This window comes from Wenxinia saemankumensis, assembly GCF_900141735.1.
In the GTDB taxonomy this organism is placed as follows: Bacteria; Pseudomonadota; Alphaproteobacteria; order Rhodobacterales; family Rhodobacteraceae; genus Wenxinia; species Wenxinia saemankumensis.
The window spans coordinates 236,244-254,202 of sequence record NZ_FQYO01000001.1 but is presented as its reverse complement, the minus strand read 5'-3'; the positions used below and the strand labels follow the sequence as shown (position 1 = coordinate 254,202).

The 17,959-nt window shown below is 70.5% G+C and carries 13 protein-coding genes; 8 read left to right on the top strand and 5 right to left on the bottom strand.

What is annotated here, in order from left to right; genetic code table 11:
* Positions 1-30 precede the first annotated feature (30 nt).
* From BUE30_RS01145 to hflX, 7 genes are all read left to right on the top strand, one after another.
* Positions 31-2,322: a sensor histidine kinase NtrY-like gene (locus BUE30_RS01145; RefSeq protein WP_073325849.1), complete on the top strand. Its 2,292-nt coding sequence runs from the start codon at positions 31-33 to the stop codon at positions 2,320-2,322.
* 27 nt (positions 2,323-2,349) lie between these two features.
* Positions 2,350-3,753, top strand: a complete 1,404-nt coding sequence (gene ntrX / locus BUE30_RS01140) for a nitrogen assimilation response regulator NtrX (RefSeq protein WP_073325847.1) — start codon at positions 2,350-2,352, stop codon at positions 3,751-3,753.
* A gap of 80 nt (positions 3,754-3,833) precedes the next feature.
* Positions 3,834-4,643 (top strand): alpha/beta fold hydrolase, encoded by an 810-nt coding sequence (locus BUE30_RS01135; protein WP_170865602.1) that lies wholly within the window; start codon positions 3,834-3,836, stop codon positions 4,641-4,643.
* Between the two features lie 55 nt (positions 4,644-4,698).
* Positions 4,699-6,075: a Trk system potassium transporter TrkA gene (gene trkA / locus BUE30_RS01130; RefSeq protein WP_073325845.1), complete on the top strand. Its 1,377-nt coding sequence runs from the start codon at positions 4,699-4,701 to the stop codon at positions 6,073-6,075.
* Between the two features lie 4 nt (positions 6,076-6,079).
* Complete coding sequence (locus tag BUE30_RS01125) at positions 6,080-7,675, top strand: potassium transporter TrkG (RefSeq protein ID WP_083600987.1); 1,596 nt, start codon at positions 6,080-6,082, stop codon at positions 7,673-7,675.
* A gap of 145 nt (positions 7,676-7,820) precedes the next feature.
* Entirely contained in the window at positions 7,821-8,054 is a 234-nt protein-coding gene (gene hfq, locus BUE30_RS01120; protein WP_073325843.1) for an RNA chaperone Hfq, read from the top strand.
* Positions 8,055-8,058: 4 nt separating this feature from the next.
* Positions 8,059-9,333, top strand: a complete 1,275-nt coding sequence (hflX, locus tag BUE30_RS01115; RefSeq protein ID WP_073325841.1) for a GTPase HflX — start codon at positions 8,059-8,061, stop codon at positions 9,331-9,333.
* 137 nt (positions 9,334-9,470) lie between these two features.
* Here hflX and BUE30_RS01110 read toward each other — a convergent pair whose 3' ends face one another.
* A complete protein-coding gene (locus tag BUE30_RS01110) occupies positions 9,471-11,933 on the bottom strand; it encodes a penicillin acylase family protein (protein ID WP_073325839.1) in 2,463 nt (820 codons plus the stop codon).
* 108 nt (positions 11,934-12,041) lie between these two features.
* Between BUE30_RS01110 and BUE30_RS01105 the strand changes: the two genes are divergently transcribed.
* Entirely contained in the window at positions 12,042-12,905 is an 864-nt protein-coding gene (locus tag BUE30_RS01105; RefSeq protein WP_073325838.1) for an NAD(P)-dependent oxidoreductase, read from the top strand.
* Positions 12,906-13,409: 504 nt separating this feature from the next.
* Here BUE30_RS01105 and BUE30_RS01100 read toward each other — a convergent pair.
* The 4 genes from BUE30_RS01100 to BUE30_RS01085 all read right to left on the bottom strand — a co-directional run bounded on the left by BUE30_RS01100 (position 13,410) and on the right by BUE30_RS01085 (position 17,742).
* On the bottom strand, positions 13,410-14,669 hold the full coding sequence (locus BUE30_RS01100; RefSeq protein WP_073325837.1) for a multidrug effflux MFS transporter: 1,260 nt from the start codon (positions 14,667-14,669) through the stop codon (positions 13,410-13,412).
* Complete coding sequence (locus BUE30_RS01095; RefSeq protein ID WP_073325836.1) at positions 14,666-15,316, bottom strand: DsbA family oxidoreductase; 651 nt, start codon at positions 15,314-15,316, stop codon at positions 14,666-14,668. Before BUE30_RS01095 ends, BUE30_RS01100 begins: the two co-directional genes overlap by 4 nt.
* Before the next feature lie 116 nt (positions 15,317-15,432).
* Complete coding sequence (locus BUE30_RS01090) at positions 15,433-15,780, bottom strand: hypothetical protein (RefSeq protein ID WP_073325834.1); 348 nt, start codon at positions 15,778-15,780, stop codon at positions 15,433-15,435.
* Positions 15,781-15,897: 117 nt separating this feature from the next.
* Positions 15,898-17,742 (bottom strand): extracellular solute-binding protein, encoded by a 1,845-nt coding sequence (locus tag BUE30_RS01085; RefSeq protein ID WP_073325832.1) that lies wholly within the window; start codon positions 17,740-17,742, stop codon positions 15,898-15,900.
* Positions 17,743-17,959: the final 217 nt, after the last annotated feature.

The following is a 17,959-nucleotide window of genomic DNA, read 5'->3' as shown; positions in this document are numbered from 1 at the left end:
AGCGGTAGATCATCCAGGCGGGAAGCTCGCATGCGGCCCCGAACACCCACCAGCGGTGGGCTGTCGTCCTATATCCGGCCGGGTCACACCCTGACCCGGATCGACCGCTGGCGCCGCCAGCGGCGGACGCAGACCTTCTTCACCCTCGCCCTCGTGGTGTTGGGCCCGATACTCGCGGCCGCGACCTGGTTCGTGTTGGGCCCGCTCGACCAGGGCTCGACGGCGCCGATGCTGCGGATCGTCCTCCTCGGGGATTTCGTCTACGTCTCGGTCGTCGCCGCGATGGTGCTGCGCCGGGTGGCGCAGATGATCGCGGCCCGCCGTGCCCGCTCGGCCGGCTCGCGCCTGCACCTGCGGCTGACCGGCGCCTTCGCGCTGCTGGCGCTGATCCCGACCGTCACCGTCGCCGTCTTCTCGGTCCTGACGATCAATGTCGGGCTCGAGGGCTGGTTCTCGGACCGGGTCCGCAACGTCGTCGGCAGCTCGCTCGCCGCCGCGCAGGCCTACGAGGAGGAGCACCGTGTCGAGCTGACCCGCGATGCCCGCGCGCTGGCCCAGCAGCTGGACGAGGCGCGGCGCGAGAACTTCTTCATGTCCGAGGGCGAGCTGCGGCAGGCGCTCGGCCGGATGGAGGGGCAGATCCAGCGCGACCTGTCCGAGGTCTTCGTCATCGACGGGACCGGCGCGATCCGCGTCCGCGGCGCCCGGTCCTACGAGTTCGATTACGAGCGCCCGCCGGAGGGGCTGTTCGCCGAGGTCGAGGGCGGCGGCCTCGCCATCGTCGAGGACTGGGACAACAACGAGTTCCGCGCCCTCCTGCCGCTGGACAGCTTCGTCGACCGCTATCTCTGGGTCAGCCGCGAGGTCGACGGCGAGATCCTCGGCCTGCTGGACGACACGCAGGAGACGGTCGCCCTCTACGAGCAGCTCGAGGCGGACCGGGGCCGGCTGCTTTTCGAGTTCGGCCTGCTCTACATGGGGTTCGCGGCGCTGCTGATCCTCGCCGCGACCTGGCTGGGCCTGTGGTTCGCCGAACGGCTGTCGCGCCCCGTCGGGCGGCTCGTCAGCGCCAGCCAGCGGGTCGGGGCCGGGGATCTGGACGTGCGCGTGATCGAGGAGGAGGGCGACGACGAGATCGCCCAGCTCGGCCGCGACTTCAACGCGATGACCGCCCAGATCCGCGCCCAGCGCCAGACCCTGATCGACAGCGCCGCCCAGATCGAGCGGCGCCGGCGGCTCTTCGACAGCGTGCTGTCCTCGGTGACCTCGGGCGTGGTCGGACTCGACGAGAGCGGGCGCGTGACCTTCGCCAACCGCTCGGCCCGGCGGCTGCTCTATGTGGGCGAGGCGCAGGAGGACATGGCCCTTTCCGTCGCCGTCCCCGAATTCGCCGCCCTGTTCGAGCAGCTGCGGACCGAGGCGCGGGAGGTGGTGCAGGAGCAGGTGAACCTCGTCCGCGGCGGCAAGCAGGAGAGCCTGCTGGTGCGGATGAGCCAGCGCATGGCCGAGGATGGCGAGCTCGAGGGCTACGTTGTGGCCTTCGACGACGTGACCGACCTCGTGAGCGCGCAGCGCATGGCCGCATGGGGCGACGTGGCGCGCCGCATCGCGCACGAGATCAAGAACCCCCTCACCCCGATCCAGCTGAGCGCCGAACGGATCAAGCGCAAGTTCCGCCCCGAGGTGAGTGAGGCCGACAAGCTCGACCAGATGACCGACGTGATCGTGCGCCAGACCAACGACCTGCGCCGCATCGTCGACGAGTTCAGCAAGTTCGCCCGGATGCCCGAGCCCGACCGGATGCGCGGCGACCTGGCCGAGATCCTGCGGGACGCGGTCGCGCTGCAGGAGGCCGGCCAGCCCGAGGTGGCCTTCGACAGCCGCGTGCCCGAGGGTCCGGCCTGGGCCGATCTCGACAGCGGCATGATCAGCCAGGCGCTGACCAACCTCATCAAGAACGCGGGCGAGGCGACCGAGAGCCGGATCGAGGCCGGCGCGCCCGAGGGCTACGTCCCCCGCATCCGCGTCACCATGAGCACGGGACCGAGCGAGGCCGAGATCGCGATCGAGGACAACGGCATCGGCCTGCCCGAGGACCGGGCGCGGCTCTTCGAGCCCTACGTGACGACCCGCGCCAAGGGCACCGGCCTCGGCCTGCCCATCGTGAAGAAGATCATCGAGGAACACGGCGGCACGCTCGTCCTCGAGGATGCCGAGGCCTTCGGGGCGGAAGGCGGCGACATGCACCGGGGGGCGCGGGCGGTGATCCGCCTGCCGCTGGCGCAGGTCCTCGCACCCGAGGCCGAGACGAGCGCCGCATAAGCCATAATAACGAGAGGTAGTGACGACATGGGCGACATCCTGATCACCGACGACGAGCGGGACATCCGCGAGCTGATCTCGGACATCCTGAAGGACGAGGGCTACACGACGCGCCTCGCCGGCACGTCGGATCAATGCATGAACGAGATCGCGGCCGAGAAGCCCTCGCTCATGATCCTCGATGTCTGGCTCAAGGACAGCCGGATGGACGGGATCGACATCCTCAAGGCGGTCAAGCGCGACCATCCCGAGATCCCGATCGTCATCATCTCGGGCCATGGCTCGATCGAGGCGGCCGTCGCGGCGATCAAGCTCGGCGCCTACGACTACATCGAGAAGCCGTTCAACATAGACCAGCTGATGGTGGTGATCCGCCGCGCGATGGAGACGTCGAACCTGCGGCGCGAGAACCAGGAGCTGCGGCGCGGCGATACCGGCCCGACCGAGTTCCTGGGCGAGAGCGTGTCGTTCAAGTCGCTGCGCGGACAGCTCGACAAGGTGGCCAAGACCAACAGCCGGATCCTGCTGACCGGCGGCCCCGGCGCAGGCAAGGAGACGGCGGCCCGCTACATCCACCGCAACTCGACCCGCGCCGGCGGGCCCTTCGTCACCGTCTCGTCCGCGACGATCGAGCCCGACCGGATGGAGGAGGTGCTGTTCGGCCGCGAGAGCGCCGGCAAGGGCGTCGAGAAGGGCCTGCTGGAGCAGGCGGATGGCGGCGTCCTCTATTTCGACGAGATCGCGGACATGCCGCTCGGCACCCAGTCCAAGATCCTGCGGGTCCTCGTCGACCAGCGCTTCCAGCGCCTCGGCGGGACCGAGAAGGTGCAGGTCGACCTGCGCGTCATCTCCTCGACCATCCGCGACCTGCCGTCCGAGATCGAGGCGGGCCGGTTCCGGCACGAACTCTATCACCGCCTGAACGTGGTCCCGGTCGCGGTCCCCGGCCTCGACGACCGGCGCGAGGACATTCCGCTGCTGGCCGAGCACTTCCTCGGCGAGTTCAACCGTGGACAGGGCCTGCCGCTGCGCCGGCTGGCCGACGATGCCCGCGCGCTGCTGCAGACGATGGTCTGGCCCGGCAACGTGCGCCAGCTGCGCAACGTGATCGAGCGGGTGCTGATCCTGGGCGAGGGGGGCGGCGACATCACCGCGCGCGAGCTGCCCTCGATGGAGGAGACGGCGGGCGAGGAGGGGCGCGTGGTGCTGTCCGGCTCGCTCGCCACGATGCCGCTGCGAGAGGCGCGCGAGGCGTTCGAGCGGGAATACCTCCTCAGCCAGATCAACCGGTTCGGGGGCAACATCTCGCGCACCGCGGCCTTCGTCGGGATGGAGCGGTCGGCGCTGCACCGCAAGCTCAAGTCGCTGGGCGTGGTGACCGGCGCCAAGGGCGGCACGCGGATGGCCTATCTCGACGAGGAGGCGGTCTGAGGCCGCGCCGGAGGGCGACGGTCGGGGGCCGCGCCGCCGCCTGGGTCGAGGCGGGGCCGGAGGGCGCGGGCCCGCCGCTGGTGCTGCTGCATGGCGGCGGCTTCGACCGCGCCGACCTCAGCTGGGGGGCGGTGATCGACCGCCTCGCCGCCGAAAGGCGGCTGATCGCGCCCGATCTGCCGGGCTATGGCGGCACGGACGGGTTCGGCCGGCCGCACGATCTGGGCGACCTGACGGACTGGCTTCGGAAGTTCCTCGATCATCTGGGCCTGCCCCGCATCGACGTCGCGGGCCTGTCGATGGGCGGCGGCATGGCGCTGCGCCTCGCCCTCGACGCGCCGGAGCGGGTGCGGCGCCTCGTTCCCGTCGCCTCCTACGGGCTGACCGGGCGGCTGCCCTTCGACGCCGCCGCCCGGCGTCTCGCTCGGTCCGAGACGCGGCTCGCCTTCTACCACGCGGCCGCCGGCAGCGCGCTGGCGGTGCGGGCGGGCCTCTTCATGGCCGTCAGCCGCCCCTGGACCGTGCCGCGGGACGTGGTCGCCGAGATCCGCGAGGTCGCCGCCGAGCAGGCGGAGCGCCGCAGCTTCGGTGCCTTCCTCGCCGGCGAGCTGGCCGGGCAGGGACGCGGGCTGCGGGGCGACTTGACCGCGCGCCTGCCGGGCCTGACGCGGCCCGCGCTGTTCATCCACGGGGCCCGCGACCCGCTGGTCCCGCTGCGCCACGCCCGCGCGGCAACGGCCGCCATCCCGGGCGCCCGGCTGGTCGTCCTGCGTTCGGGCCACTGGCCGCCGCGCGACTGTCCCGGGCGCGTCTCGCGCGAGATCCGCGACTTCCTCGATGCGCCCGTGACGGGGTCCGACGCTGCGGCGCCGGGGGCAGGCGCGCGTTGACCGCCCCGCGGGGCTCTGCCACACCGGCCGGACGCGAAACCACGGAAGAGCGGCGATGAAGGTCATCATCTGCGGCGCGGGGCAGGTCGGCTGGCAGATCGCCCGGCACCTGTCGGGCGAGCGCAACGACGTCACGGTCGTGGACAACAATCCCGACCTCGTGCGCCGCGCCACCGACAGCCTCGACGTGAGCGGGATCACCGGCCATGCGAGCTATCCCGACGTGCTGGAACGCGCGGGGGCGCGCGACGCCGACATGATCATCGCGGCCACCCATTCGGACGAGGTGAACATGGTCACCTGCCAGGTGGCCCATTCCGTCTTCTCGATCCGGCGCAAGATCGCGCGGCTTCGGGCGAAATCCTATCTCGAGGCGATCTATTCCGACCTCTTCCGCGCCGATCACCTGCCGATCGACGTCGTCATCTCGCCCGAGACCGAGGTGGCCGAGGCCGCGCTGCAGCGCCTCGCCGCGCCCGCGACCTTCGACACAGAGAGTTTCTTCGACGGCAAGGCGCAGCTCCTCGGCATCGCGATCGACGCGGATTGCCCGATCGTGAACACGCCGCTGCGCCAGCTGACCGACCTGTTCTCGACGCTGCGCGCCATCGTCGTCGGCGTGCGGCGCGAGGGCCAGCTCTTCGCCCCGGAATCGAACGACCAGATCTTCGTGGGCGACGAGGTCTACGTCTTCTGCGTGACCGAGGACATGGGCCGCACGATCGAGATCTTCGGCAAGCGGCAGAAGCGGCCCGAACGGGTCGTCATCATCGGCGGCGGCAATGTCGGCCTCGGCGTCGCCCGCCAGCTGGAGAGCCGGACCGAACGCGTGCGGGTCAAGGTGATCGAGAAGTCCCGCGCCTTTGCCGAGCGGGCGGCCGACGCGCTGGACCGCACCATCGTGCTGAACGGCGACGGGCTCGACGCCGACGTGCTGGAGGAGGCGGGGATCGGCAATGCCGACGCGGTCCTGACGCTGACCGACGACGACAAGACGAACCTGCTCGCCGCCGTCCGGGCCAAGGGGATGGGCGCGCGGATGTCGATCGCGCTGACCAACGATCCCACGCTGGTCTCGCTGATGGGGCAGCTCGACATCGACGCCTATATCAACCCCCGCGCGGTGACGGTGTCCTCGATCCTGCGCCATGTCCGGCACGGCCGGGTACGCGGCGTCTATTCCATCGGCGACGCCGAGGCCGAACTGATCGAGGCGCAGGTCCTCGGCACCTCGCCCATCGCGGGCAAGACGGTGCGCGACATCGCCTTCCCCGAGGGCGTGCTGGTGGGCGGCATCCTCAAGGGCGACAAGGTGGTCAAGCCCGAGGGCGCCACGCGGATCGAGGAGGGCGACGTGATCGCGCTCTTCGCCCTCAGCGGCGATGTGAACGAGGTCGAGCGCCTGCTTCAGGTCTCGATCGACTACTTCTGACGCCATGCTGGAGCCGACCGGCCTCGACTCCTCCGCCCCGCCGCCCGCGGTCCGGCCCCGGACGCGGCAGCGCGTTCGGCATCTGACGCGTTTCGCGCGGCTGCCCTTCTACGTCCAGCTGCTCGCCCTCGCCTCGCTCGCGGCGGCCCTGCCGGCTGTCCATGCCCTGACCGGCGGGCGGGGGGGCACCGCGGCCGTGTTCGGCGCCGCGGCCCTGCTCGGCCTCGGCCTCTCGGTCCTGATCGGCCTCGCCTCCGTCACCGCGCCGACCTCGCGCAGCGCCCGCGGCCAGCTCGGCACGCTGGTCTTCGCCTTCGGCGCGCTGCCGGTGCTGATGGCGGTGCCCTTCGCCATAGCGCACGGGGCGACGACGATGCCGAAGGCCTGGTTCGAGATGGTCAGCGCCTTCACCACGACCGGAGCGACGGTCTACGACCATCCCGGCCGGCTCGATCCCTCGCTCCATCTGTGGCGGGCGACGGTCGGCTGGCTGGGCGGGCTGCTGATGTGGGTCACCGCGCTCGCCGTGATGCAGCCGATGAACATCGGCGGCTTCGAGGTGCGCTATGCCCGCGGCATCCGCGAGACCGATGCCGGTCTCGACCGGTTCCTGCGCGCCGCCGATCCGCGCGAGCGTCTGTCGCGCTACACGATCCGCCTCGCCCCGATCTATGCCGGGCTGACGGCCGTGCTCTGGCTCGGCCTCCTGATCACGGGCGAGGTGCCGATCGTCGCGATCTGCCACGCGATGAGCACCATCGCCACCTCCGGCATCTCGCCTATCGGGGGGACGACCTACGGCGCCTCCGGCCTGGCGGGAGAGGGTCTGATCGCGCTCTTCCTGCTCTTTGCCCTGTCGCGGGCGACCTATTCGCGCGGCCTGCTGCCCGACGACAAGACGCGGCTGATCGAGGATCCCGAGATCCGGCTCGCCCTCACCCTCGTCGGCGCGGTCACCGCCTTCCTCTTCCTGCGCCATTTCCTCGGCGCGGGCGAACCGATGGGTCAGAACGACGTGCGCTCCGCGCTCGCCGCGCTGTGGGGCGCGCTCTTCACCACGCTCTCCTTCCTCACGACGACGGGGTTCGAGAGCTTCTGGTGGTTCGGCGCGACGGAATGGTCCGGCCTGCCGACGCCCGGCCTGATCCTCGTGGGGCTCGCCCTTGTCGGCGGGGGCGTCGCCACGACGGCGGGCGGGGTGAAGCTGCTGCGCGTCTACGCGCTGTCGCGCCACGGCCAGCGCGAGCTCGAGCGGCTGATCCACCCCCATTCGATCGGCGGCTCGTCCCGCGAATCGCGCCGCATCCGCAAGCAGGGCGCGCGGATCGCATGGATCTTCTTCATGCTCTTCGCGATCTCGATCATGGTCGTGATGGGCCTGCTCGCCCTGACCGGCGTCCAGTTCGAGACGGCGATGGTCCTGTCGGTCGCGGCCCTCTCCACCACCGGGCCGCTGGCCGAGGTGGCGGGCGAGTTCCCGATCTCCTATGCCGGCATTCCCGACAGCGCCCGCGCCGTGCTGGCCGGGGCGATGGTCCTCGGCCGATTGGAGCTGCTGGCCCTGATCGCGCTGCTCGACCCGCAGATCTGGCGGTCCTGACCGCCGGCCCGGCTACGGGCAATGGTGGAAATCTGGGGCTGGAAACCCCCCCGATGGTCCGACATAGTGTCACCGGACAATCCGTGAACGATCCGGCGGCCGCCGAACGGACAAGGCGGCCCGGCAAGAAGAACGAGGGGGGGCGATGGCCTCGGACAAGCAGAACCTGCAGGACGCGTTTCTCAACCACGTCCGCAAGATCAAGGTGCCCGTCACCATCTTCCTGATCAACGGCGTGAAGCTGCAGGGCGTGATCACCTGGTTCGACAGCTTCTGCGTGCTGCTGCGCCGGGACGGCCAGTCGCAGCTCGTCTACAAGTCGGCGATCTCGACGGTGATGCCGTCGCAGCCGATCAACCTCTACGACAGCGAAGAGTAGCGGCTTGGAGGAACATGCCCCGCCCGAGACCCGGGCCTGGGTGATCCACCCCGAGATCAAGAACGACCAGGACCGGCGCGAGCCGGCCCCGGCGCTCGACGAGGCGGTCGCGCTCGCCGCCGCTCTTCCCGGCCTCACCGTGGCGGGGTCCGAGATCGTGCGCCTGCCGCGCGTCCATCCCGGCGCGCTGTTCGGCTCCGGCAAGATCGAGGAGCTGGGCGCCCGGATGAAGGCCGAGGAGGTCGACCTCGTCCTCGTCGACGGCCCGGTGACGCCGGTGCAGCAGCGCAATCTCGAGAAGGAATGGAAGGTCAAGCTGCTCGACCGGACGGGGCTGATCCTCGAGATCTTCTCCGACCGCGCCCGCACCCGCGAGGGCGTGCTGCAGGTCGAGATGGCGGCCCTCAGTTACCAGCGCACGCGGCTCGTCCGCGCCTGGACCCACCTCGAACGCCAGCGCGGGGGCCTCGGCTTCGTCGGCGGCCCCGGCGAGACCCAGATCGAGGCGGACCGGCGCGCCATCGACGAGCAGCTGGTCCGGCTGCGCCGCCAGCTCGACAAGGTCGCGCGCACCCGCACCCTCCACCGCGAGGCGCGGGCCAAGGTGCCGTTCCCCATCGTGGCGCTGGTCGGCTACACCAATGCGGGCAAGTCCACGCTCTTCAACCGCCTGACCGGGGCGGAGGTGATGGCCAAGGACATGCTCTTCGCCACGCTCGACCCGACCATGCGCCGGATCGAGATCGCGGGCGGGCAGACGATCATCCTCTCGGACACGGTGGGCTTCATCTCGGACCTGCCCACGGAACTGGTCGCGGCCTTCCGTGCGACGCTGGAAGAGGTGCTGGACGCCGACCTGATCCTCCATGTCCGCGACATCTCGCATCCCCAGTCGGCCGAGCAGGCGGCCGAGGTCGAGACGATCCTGGCCGGACTCGGCGTCGCCGAGGACACGCCGAAGATCGAGGTCTGGAACAAGATCGACCGGATCCCCGCCCAGGACCGCGAGGCGGCCCTGACCACGGCCGGCCGCAAGGAGGAGATTCACGCCATCTCCGCCTGGACGGGCGAGGGGGTCGAGGAGCTGACCCGCGCCGTGGCCGAGCGCCTGCGCCCGCCCACCACGCGCGAGACGCTGCACCTCGCCCATGCCGAGGGCCGCGCCCGCGCCTGGCTCCACGAGGAGGGCGTGATCGAGGCCGAGCGCCCGACCGAGGCAGGGACCGAGATCGACGTCCGCTGGACCGCCCGCCAGAAGGAGCGGTTCGCCCGGCTCTAGGACGGCGCCGGCGCCGGGGACCGCGGAACGGACGCGGTCCGCCCTCCTTTCCCGCTCTTATCTTGCCGGAAATACTTCGGGGGAGTCGCCGCAAGGCGACGGGGGCAGCGCCCCCCGGCCGCACGCGGGAGTCCGGCCTAGCCCTCCGGCAGAAGGCGGATCGTCCCGATCCCGGCGGCCCGGGCGAGGGCGGGATCGAGCGACATCGGCAGGTATTCCCCGCGCCGCCACAGCTCGCCGATATCGTCGTAATGGCGCGACAGGAAATGGCCCGACTGGCCGGTCGAGATCACGAAGACCGAGCTGTCGGGATCGGCGAAATCGTAGACGCCCCGGTAGCCCGCCGCATGGACGTTCCGGAACGGATGCGCCGGATCGCCGGAGGTGCGGCCCCGCATCAGCGTGTTGTCCCCGCCGGAGGTCGATTGCCGGATGTTCACGAACCAGTTCAGCACCGGCACCGCGCCGAGGGTCTGGTGGTCCTGCGCCGCCTCGTGCGCGTCGCCCCAGCGCAGGCTTTCCAGCTGGGGTCCGTATTTCTCGCCGATCCAGACGAGCGCGTCGTCCAGCGCCATCCGTGCGATGTCCGAGCAGCTTTCCTCGGGGGCGGACTGCGTCACGTCGCACCAGGCCGACGCGCCGCCCGCATCGCGGAACACCCGCTCGATGAAGAGCGGCTCGACATGGGTGAACTCCTCGGCCAGCGGGCCGAGCTCGTCGCGGATCAGCCGGTCCTGCAGGGCGCGCATCCAGGCGGCGTAGATCAGGGGCTCGGGCATGTGCTCGTTCATCTCGCCGTTCCACTCGGCCAGGAGGGCGAGCGCGCGTTGCCGCTGCCGTTCGGCCGTGCCCTCCGGCGCGCTCTCGCCGGTGAACCACAGATCCGCCCCGACCAGCGGCAGCAGCGCGCGGGCGGTGTAGCTGACCGTGTCGAGCTGCGCCTCGATCATGGAATCGCGGGTATGGACCTCGCGCTCCTGCATCAGGAAGCGCCAGCGCTCGATTCGCTGGCTGTCGCCCCAGCGGAAGCTGACATGGCGCGGGAAGGGGGCGTCGATGACCTTGTTGTTCGTGTTGCCGACGAGGCCGCCCGCCGGCTCGACCCATTCGGGATTGTCGGCGTAGTCGTAGAACCCCTGCCATCGGTTCTCGGGCAGGTAGCCGTAGGTCGGGATCCGGCCGAGCGACTGGTGGGCCGGATCGCGGACCGGCATCCGCCCCATCAGCTTCATGCCCACGCGGTTGCGGTCGGCGACGGTCAGCATCTGCGAGGGGGCGACGAACATCTCGCCCGCCGCGATCGCCTCGCGTACGTTGTGCGCCTGCATGAGGGCGAGGCCCGCGCTCATCGTCGTGTCGTCGGTGGCGAGCGCGGTCCACGAGATCGAGGTGACGTGCCCCGGCGGGCGGATCGTGCCGAGATCGAACTGCTCGGGCGGCAGGACCACGCCGGTCTCGGTCCGCTGGACCTGCACCGTCACCGGCTCGCCCTCGGCCACGAAGACGATCCGCTCCTCGGTCTCGAAATCGGCCCAGCCGCCCGGGGTGCGGTACTGGCCGGCATCGGCCGGGTTCACCTCCTCGATATGCACGTCGGTATCGTCGAGATAGGACGAGGTGATGCCCCAGCCGACATCCTCGGACCGGCCGGTGAGGATCAGCGGCATGCCGGGAATCGTGCCGCCGATGACGCCGCCGCTCTCCAGCTCCACCCGGGCGAGGTACCAGATCGAGGGTGCGGTCAGCCCCAGATGGGGGTCGTTCGCCAGAAGGGTCGAGCCGGTGGCCGAGCGCGAGGGCCCCGCCGCCCAGCCGTTCGAGGCGCCCGCCAGCTCGCGCCCCCAGAGCGGCGAGAGAGGGTCGCGCGGCGCGGGCGTCGCGGCCGCGTAGCGCGGCACGTCCTCGACGAGGGCGGCGTAGCGGGGCAGGGCGGCGGTTCCGGGGCCGGGAATGTCGGGCAGGATGTCGGCCAGTCGCTCGGGCTCGACCAGCAGCGAGGTGCGGGCGCGCAGCACCTCGTCCGCGAGATGGGCGTTCAGCTGCAGCGCCATCAGCTTGAGGATGGCGAGGCAGTCGACCTCGGTCCATTGCGCGACGGGATGGTTGAAGATCCACATCTCGGGCGCGCCGCGGCCGCGCGCCCCCTCGTTCACCTCGCCGATCCAGGCGTTCACTCCGTCGGCATAGGCGGCGAGCATGGCCCGCGTCTCGTCGGTCTGGTCGTCCAGTGAGGCACGCGCCGCCTCGTAGAGGCCGAGATGCTTCAGCAGCATGTCGGTCCGCAGGGTGCGGGCGCCGAAGAGCTCGCTCAGGCGGCCCTGCACCGTGCGGCGCAGCATCGTCATCTGCCAGAACCGGTCCTGCGCATGGGCGTAGCCGAGGCCGAAGAAGACGTCCGCGTCGGAGGCGCCGAAGACATGCGGCACGCCCGCATGGTCGCGCACGATCTCGACCGGGGCCGAGATGCCGGCCACTTCCTCGACCCCGTCGTAATCGACCAGCGAGCGCGAGGCGAACCAGTAGACCAGCAGCACCCCTCCCGCGATCAGCACCACCAGCCCGGTGGCGAGACGCAGGAGCCAGCGGAAGAGGACGGCCATGGGCGGGGCTTTCTTGACGGTCGGCAGCGTGCGGTTAGCTACCTGCCCGATGGACGAAAGGGAAGCGCGCCACCCGCGCCGGCCCTGTCACGACGAGGGGAGATCGCCATGGCGAAGATCGCGTTCCTGGGGCTTGGGGTCATGGGCTACCCGATGGCCGGACATCTGGCGAAGGCCGGACACGAGGTGACGGTCTACAACCGCACCGCGGCGAAGGCCGAGCGGTGGGCCGACGCGTTCGGCGGCCGCGCCGCCGCGAATCCGGCCGAGGCCGCTGCGGGGCAGGATTTCGTCATGGCCTGCGTCGGCAACGACGACGACCTGCGCGCGATCTGCACCGGCGCGGACGGCGCGCTCGGCGCGATGTCCGAGGGGGCGGTCTTCGTCGATCACACGACGGTCTCGGCGGGCGTGACCCGCGAGATGGCCGAGGCGGCGGGCCAGCGCGGAATCGCCTTCGTGGACGCGCCGATCTCGGGCGGGCAGGCCGGCGCCGAGAGCGGCCAGCTCGTCGTGATGTGCGGCGGCGATCAGGAGGCCTTCGACCGCGCCGCGCCGGTGATCGAGGCCTATGCCAAGCTCTGCCGCCGGCTCGGCGGATCCGGGGCGGGTCAGATGACCAAAATGGTCAACCAGATCTGCATCGCGGGGCTCGTCCAGGCCCTGTCCGAGGGGCTGTCCTTCGCGCAGAAGGCCGGGCTCGACGGACGCGCGGTGGTCGAGGTGATCCAGGGCGGCGCGGCCGGGTCCTGGCAGATGGTGAACCGGCACGAGACGATGCTGGACGGGCGGTTCGACCACGGCTTCGCGGTCGACTGGATGCGCAAGGACCTTGCCATCTGCCTCGCCGCCGCGGACGAGGTCGGGGCGAGCCTGCCGGTCACCGCCCTGGTCGACCAGTTCTACAAGGACGTGCAGAAGATGGGCGGCGGGCGCTGGGACACCTCCTCGCTGCTCGAGCGGCTGGACTGACGCGGCTGGATCGACGGCGCCCATGCCCGGGGACGTGGCCCCCGGGCGGGCCGGCGGCCGGAGTATTTGCGGCAAGATAATGGAGGGGGCGACGGTCCGGTCCGCCCCGGATGTCCGGGATACCGTCGCGCTGCTCTCGCAGCTGGACTGAAGGCCCTCCTGCCCGGCGACGGGGCCCCCGGGCGGGCCGGCGGCCGGAGTATTTGCGGCAAGATAATGGAGGGGGCGACGGTCCGGTCCGCCCCGGATGTCCGGGATACCGTCGCGCTGCTCTCGCAGCTGGACTGAAGGCCCTCCTGCCCGGCGACGGGGCCCCCGGGCGGGCCGGCGGCCGGAGTATTTGAGGCAAGATAAGGGAGGGGGCCGCGCTTCACGCCTTCCCCGGTCGCCGGGATACCGCCGCGCTGCTCTCGCGGCTGGACTGACGCTCCTGCCCGGATGTGGGATCCCCGGGCGGGCCGGCGGCCGGAGTAGTTGGGGCAAGATAAGGGACGGGGTGGCGGATCAGTCCGCCCCCGATCGTTCCGGGTCGATCCGGACCGAGGCCCGCATCAGGACGAAGGCCAGGACCGAGCAGACCAGCACGCCCCAGAGCAGCGGGGTGGGCGTGCCGTCGAACATCAGCCCGATCGGGGCGGCGATGGCGACGGCCAGCACGGTCGAGACCGCGCCGATCACCGAGCTCGCGAGGCCCGCGATATGGCCCAGCGGCTCGAGCGCGAGGGCGTTGAGATTGCCGAAGGTCAGGCCCGCCGCGGCCAGCACGATCACCTGCCAGGCGAAGAACAGGCCGAAGGGCGGCAGCTCTCCGACGACGCCCGTCCATTCGAGGGCGAGGAGCGCGAGGCTGGCGAGGGAAAGCATGGCATAGGCGAAGATCGCGATCCGGCGCATGCCCAGCCGCATGACGAGGCCCGCATTCGACACCGTCCCGACGCCCGAGAGCAGGCCGCCGATCAGGAACCAGACGGGGAAGCTCGCCTCCATGTCGTAGCCGGTGACGTAGATCTGCGCGATCGAGGAGAGGAGCGCGAACATCTGCCCGAAGCCGAGCGTCAGCACGGCGAGATAGATCACGACCACCCGCTGCGAGAACACCTCCTTCAGCGCCGATCTCATCGTGCCGATCCGCACCGGACGCCGGCGCCCGGGCGGCAGCGTCTCGGGCTGGCGCAGGTTGAACCAGGACGAGGCGACGACGGCGAAGATGCAGTAGGCGATGAAGAGCGCACGCCAGCCGAAGCCGTCGGTGATCAGCACCCCGACCGAGGGGGCCGCCGCCGGGATCAGGATGAAGACCATCATCACGAAGGACATGATCTGCGCCATCCGCCGCCCGCCGTAGAGGTCGCGCACCATGGCGAGGATCGCGATCCGCGGCCCCGCGGCGCCGAGGCCCTGGAGGACGCGCGCCGCCAGCAGCGTCTCGAGCGAGGTCGCGACCGAGGCGAGCAGCGCGCCGACGATGTAGAGCGCGATGCCCCCGTTGATGATCGCCTTGCGCCCCAGCGCGTCCGAGAGCGGGCCGGCCGCGAAAGTGCCCAGCCCCATGCCGAAGACGAAGGCGGTCAGGATCAGCTGCGCGCGGTTGGGATCGTCCGGCGTCAGCTCGGCCGCCATGTCGGGCAGGGCGGGGAGCATCGAATCGATCGAGAAGGCGACGATGGCGAAGAGCAGCGCCGTCATGCCCACGAATTCAGGGCGCGACAGGCGGCGACCGGGCGGGGCGGGCCGGTCGAGATCGGTCTCGGTCGCGTCGGTCATTGCGGATCCTCCCCGGCGCCCTCGGCCATCATCTCGTCCAGGACCTTGATCCACAGGTCGGTCGGCTGCGCCCCCGGCACAGCGTGGCGCTGGCCGACGATGAAGGTGGGCACCCCCGTGATCCCCATCTCGCGCGAATGGGCGTCGCGGGCCCGGATGTCCGCCTCGTCGGCGTCGCTGTCCAGCAGGCGCGCGATCATCGCCGCGTCGAGGTCCAGCCCGTCGGCGATGTCGCACAGGACCTCGCGGTTCCCGATGTCGCGGTGGTCGACGAAATAGGCGCGGAACAGGGCCGAAACGGCGGCAGTCTGGCGCTGCTCGATTCCCGCCCAGTGGATCAGCCGGTGCGCGTCGAGCGTGTTCGGCACGCGCGGGATCGCGTCGAAATCGATCTCGATCCCGGTCTCGGCCGCAGCGTCGCGGACCGCCCGGTAGGCCTGCGCCGCGCCCTCCGCCCCGCCGAACTTGGCGGCGAGATACGCGGCGCGGTCCATCCCCTCTCGCGGCATGTCGGGATTGAGCTGGAACGGGTGCCACTCGATGGCGAGCGGATGGGTCGGGCGCGCCTCGAGCGCGCGGTCGAGCCGGAGCTTGCCGATGTAGCACCAGGGGCAGATCGGATCGGACAGGATGTCGAGACGGACCATGGCGGCCTCCCTTGCGCGGGTGCGGGCCGGCGGCGATGGTCGGCGCTGTGGAAAGTGGAACGCCCCGGACCTAGGGCCGGGGCGCGCGGAGGGCAAGGCGGGGCAGCGCCCGGATGTCAGTCCTCGCGGCCGACGGGCGGCTGGGGCGTCTCCTCGTCGCCGAACTTGGAATCGTCGGAATAGGCGTCCTCGTCGGGCGACATCTCGCGCCGGCTGGCCATGATGCGCTCGTTGTCGTTGGTCTCGTCCGTCATCACGTCGGCGGGCACCTCGCCGCGCGCCCAGTCGGCGATCTCGTCGCGGGCGATCTTCTGGTCGCGCCCTTCCGTGGCGGCGAGCAGGTCGCGGAAGGCATCGAAATTGCCGTCCGTATCCGCGACCTCGTCGCGGTCGAGCTCGGGCCAACGGGTCTCGATCCGGTCGAGGAAGGACACCCAGTGGGTCTCGATGGTGCTCCAGTTCATGGCACGGCTCCTTTGGTCGTTGTCAGGCGCAACGGGAAGCGGGCGCGAGGGGTTCCGGCGTCGTGGAGGCAAAACGGGGGCCGCGCGGGCCCCCGTCGTCGTGATGGATCGCCGTCCTCACTCGGCGGCGGTTTCCTCCCACCACCAGACGTCGGGCTGCCAGCCCGGCCAGTCGCCGAAGAGCGGCAGCTCCTCGGGGTAGTGCAGGTTCGCCGAATGGGCGAGACGGCTGATGTTCCACTGGTAGATCGGGATGACGTAGCGCCCCGTCGTCAGCACCCGGTCGAGGGCCTGCGCCGCGGCGTAGAAATCCTCGGTACTGGCGGCGGCGAGCAGCTCGCCAATCAGCCCGTCGATGGCGGCGGAGCGCACGCCCATCAGGTTCCGCCCGCCGGGCTCGTCCGCCATCTCCGACCCCCAGTAGAGATACTGCTCGTTGCCGGGCGACAGCGACAGGCCGCGCTGGAAGTAGGTCATGCCGAAATCGTAGGCGTCCGTGCGCTCCTTGTACTGGGCGCTGTCGACCACCGTCACCTCGGGCACGATGCCGAGCCGCTCGAGCGACTGGGTGTACATGTCGATGATCGAGGCGTTCTCCGAGCTGCCCGATTGCAGCAGGATCTCGAAGGCGAAGGGCTCGCCGCCCTCGTTGCGCAGCGTGCCGTCCTGCACGCTCCAGCCGGCCTCGTTCAGAAGCTCGAGCGCGGTGCCGATATTGGCGCGGTTGCGCTCGGTCCCGTCCGAGACGGGCAGGGCGTAGCCCTCCATCGCGCCGGGCAGCAGGTCGGCCTCGTACTCGGCCAGCAGCTCGGCCACGCGGCCCTCGGCCGGCCCCTCGGTCATCCCGAGCGGCGAGTTCGAGAAGTAGGACGTGATCCGGGGCTGGGCGCCGCCCGTCACCGCGTCGTTGATGAACTCGAAGTTGAAGGCCTGGATCATCGCCTCGCGCACGCGCCAGTCGTCGAACGGCGCCTCGCGCGTGTTCATCACGAAGCCGGTCATGCCCGTGGGCCGCGCATGGGGCAGGACCGACAGCACGACGTCGCCCTCCTGCACGGCGGGGAAGTCGTACTGGCTCTCCCAGCGCGCGACGTTGAACTCGCGGTTGGAATTGACCTCGCCGGTCTTGAACGCCTCGAAGGCCGCCGTCTCGTCGCCGAAGAACTCCATCCGGATCGTTTCCAGATTGTAGAGCCCCTGGTTGAACGGCACGTCCCAGCCCCAGTAATCGGGGTTGCGGGTCAGCTCGACGAATCGGCCGTATTCGTAATCGCTGATGATGTAGGGCGACGAGACGATCGGCACGACCTGCCCGTCCGATTCGGCGAAGTCGATCCCCTCCCACTGCGACTTCTTGAGAATCGGTCGCATCCCGGCCAGCAGCGCCAGCTCGGCATTGTCCTCGGCGAAGGTGAAGCGGATGCCCCGTTCGCCCACCTGTTCCATGCTCTCGACCTGGGCCCAGAAGCCGGCATAGCGCGGGTTTCCCTCGGTCCCGAGCGTCTCGTAGGACCACATCACGTCCTCGACCGTCACCGGAGAGCCGTCCGAGAACTCGGCCTCCGGCCGCAGGGTGAACTCGACCCAGGACCGGTCCTCGGCGACCTCGATCGTCTCGGCCAGCAGCCCGTAGAGCGTGAAGGGCTCGTCCAGGGTCCGCGCCATCAGCGTCTCGCCCTGCAGCGAGCGCAGCTGCCATGGCACGGATCCCCTGCGGATGAAGGGGTTGAGGCTGTCGAAGGACCCGATCTCGGCGGTCACGATCTCGCCCGTGCCGGCGGGGGCGTCGGGATTGGCATAGGGCAGGTGGTCGAAGTCCGGGCCGAGCGCCGGCTCTCCGTACATGGCGATGCCGTGGCTGTCGGCGAAGGCCGGCCCGGCGGCGAGGCCGAGGGCCAGCGCGGAGGCGGCGAGCGCCCTCCGCAGCGGACGGCCCCGCCCGGTTGGTTGCGATGTCGGCATTGCGACGGACTCCCTGCTCCGGTGTTCTGGTTGGGACGGAGCGTAGACGGCCCGAATTGCGCTGGCAAACTTTAAGCTTGGCCAACGGCTTGTCATCGCTTATAGAGAGAGCACTGCTCGATAGGTTTCTTGCCTGTATGAAACCTGCCTCAATAACTCAACGCCCGCCTCGTGCGGGCGTTTTTTTATGCACGGCGCGGTTTTCGCGCCGGCGACT

Excerpts from the sequence above, each read along its gene's own strand:
- BUE30_RS01105 (WP_073325838.1), top strand. The coding sequence starts at position 12,042 with ATGGCGAAGATCGCGTTCCTGGGGCTTGGGGTCATGGGCTACCCGATG.
- hfq (WP_073325843.1), top strand. The coding sequence starts at position 7,821 with ATGGCCTCGGACAAGCAGAACCTGCAGGACGCGTTTCTCAACCACGTC.
- BUE30_RS01095 (WP_073325836.1), bottom strand. The coding sequence starts at position 15,316 with ATGGTCCGTCTCGACATCCTGTCCGATCCGATCTGCCCCTGGTGCTAC.
- BUE30_RS01145 (WP_073325849.1), top strand. The coding sequence starts at position 31 with ATGCGGCCCCGAACACCCACCAGCGGTGGGCTGTCGTCCTATATCCGG.
- trkA (WP_073325845.1), top strand. The coding sequence starts at position 4,699 with ATGAAGGTCATCATCTGCGGCGCGGGGCAGGTCGGCTGGCAGATCGCC.
- BUE30_RS01125 (WP_083600987.1), top strand. The coding sequence starts at position 6,080 with ATGCTGGAGCCGACCGGCCTCGACTCCTCCGCCCCGCCGCCCGCGGTC.
- BUE30_RS01100 (WP_073325837.1), bottom strand. The coding sequence starts at position 14,669 with ATGACCGACGCGACCGAGACCGATCTCGACCGGCCCGCCCCGCCCGGT.
- BUE30_RS01110 (WP_073325839.1), bottom strand. The coding sequence starts at position 11,933 with ATGGCCGTCCTCTTCCGCTGGCTCCTGCGTCTCGCCACCGGGCTGGTG.
- ntrX (WP_073325847.1), top strand. The coding sequence starts at position 2,350 with ATGGGCGACATCCTGATCACCGACGACGAGCGGGACATCCGCGAGCTG.
- BUE30_RS01090 (WP_073325834.1), bottom strand. The coding sequence starts at position 15,780 with ATGAACTGGAGCACCATCGAGACCCACTGGGTGTCCTTCCTCGACCGG.
- BUE30_RS01085 (WP_073325832.1), bottom strand. The coding sequence starts at position 17,742 with ATGCCGACATCGCAACCAACCGGGCGGGGCCGTCCGCTGCGGAGGGCG.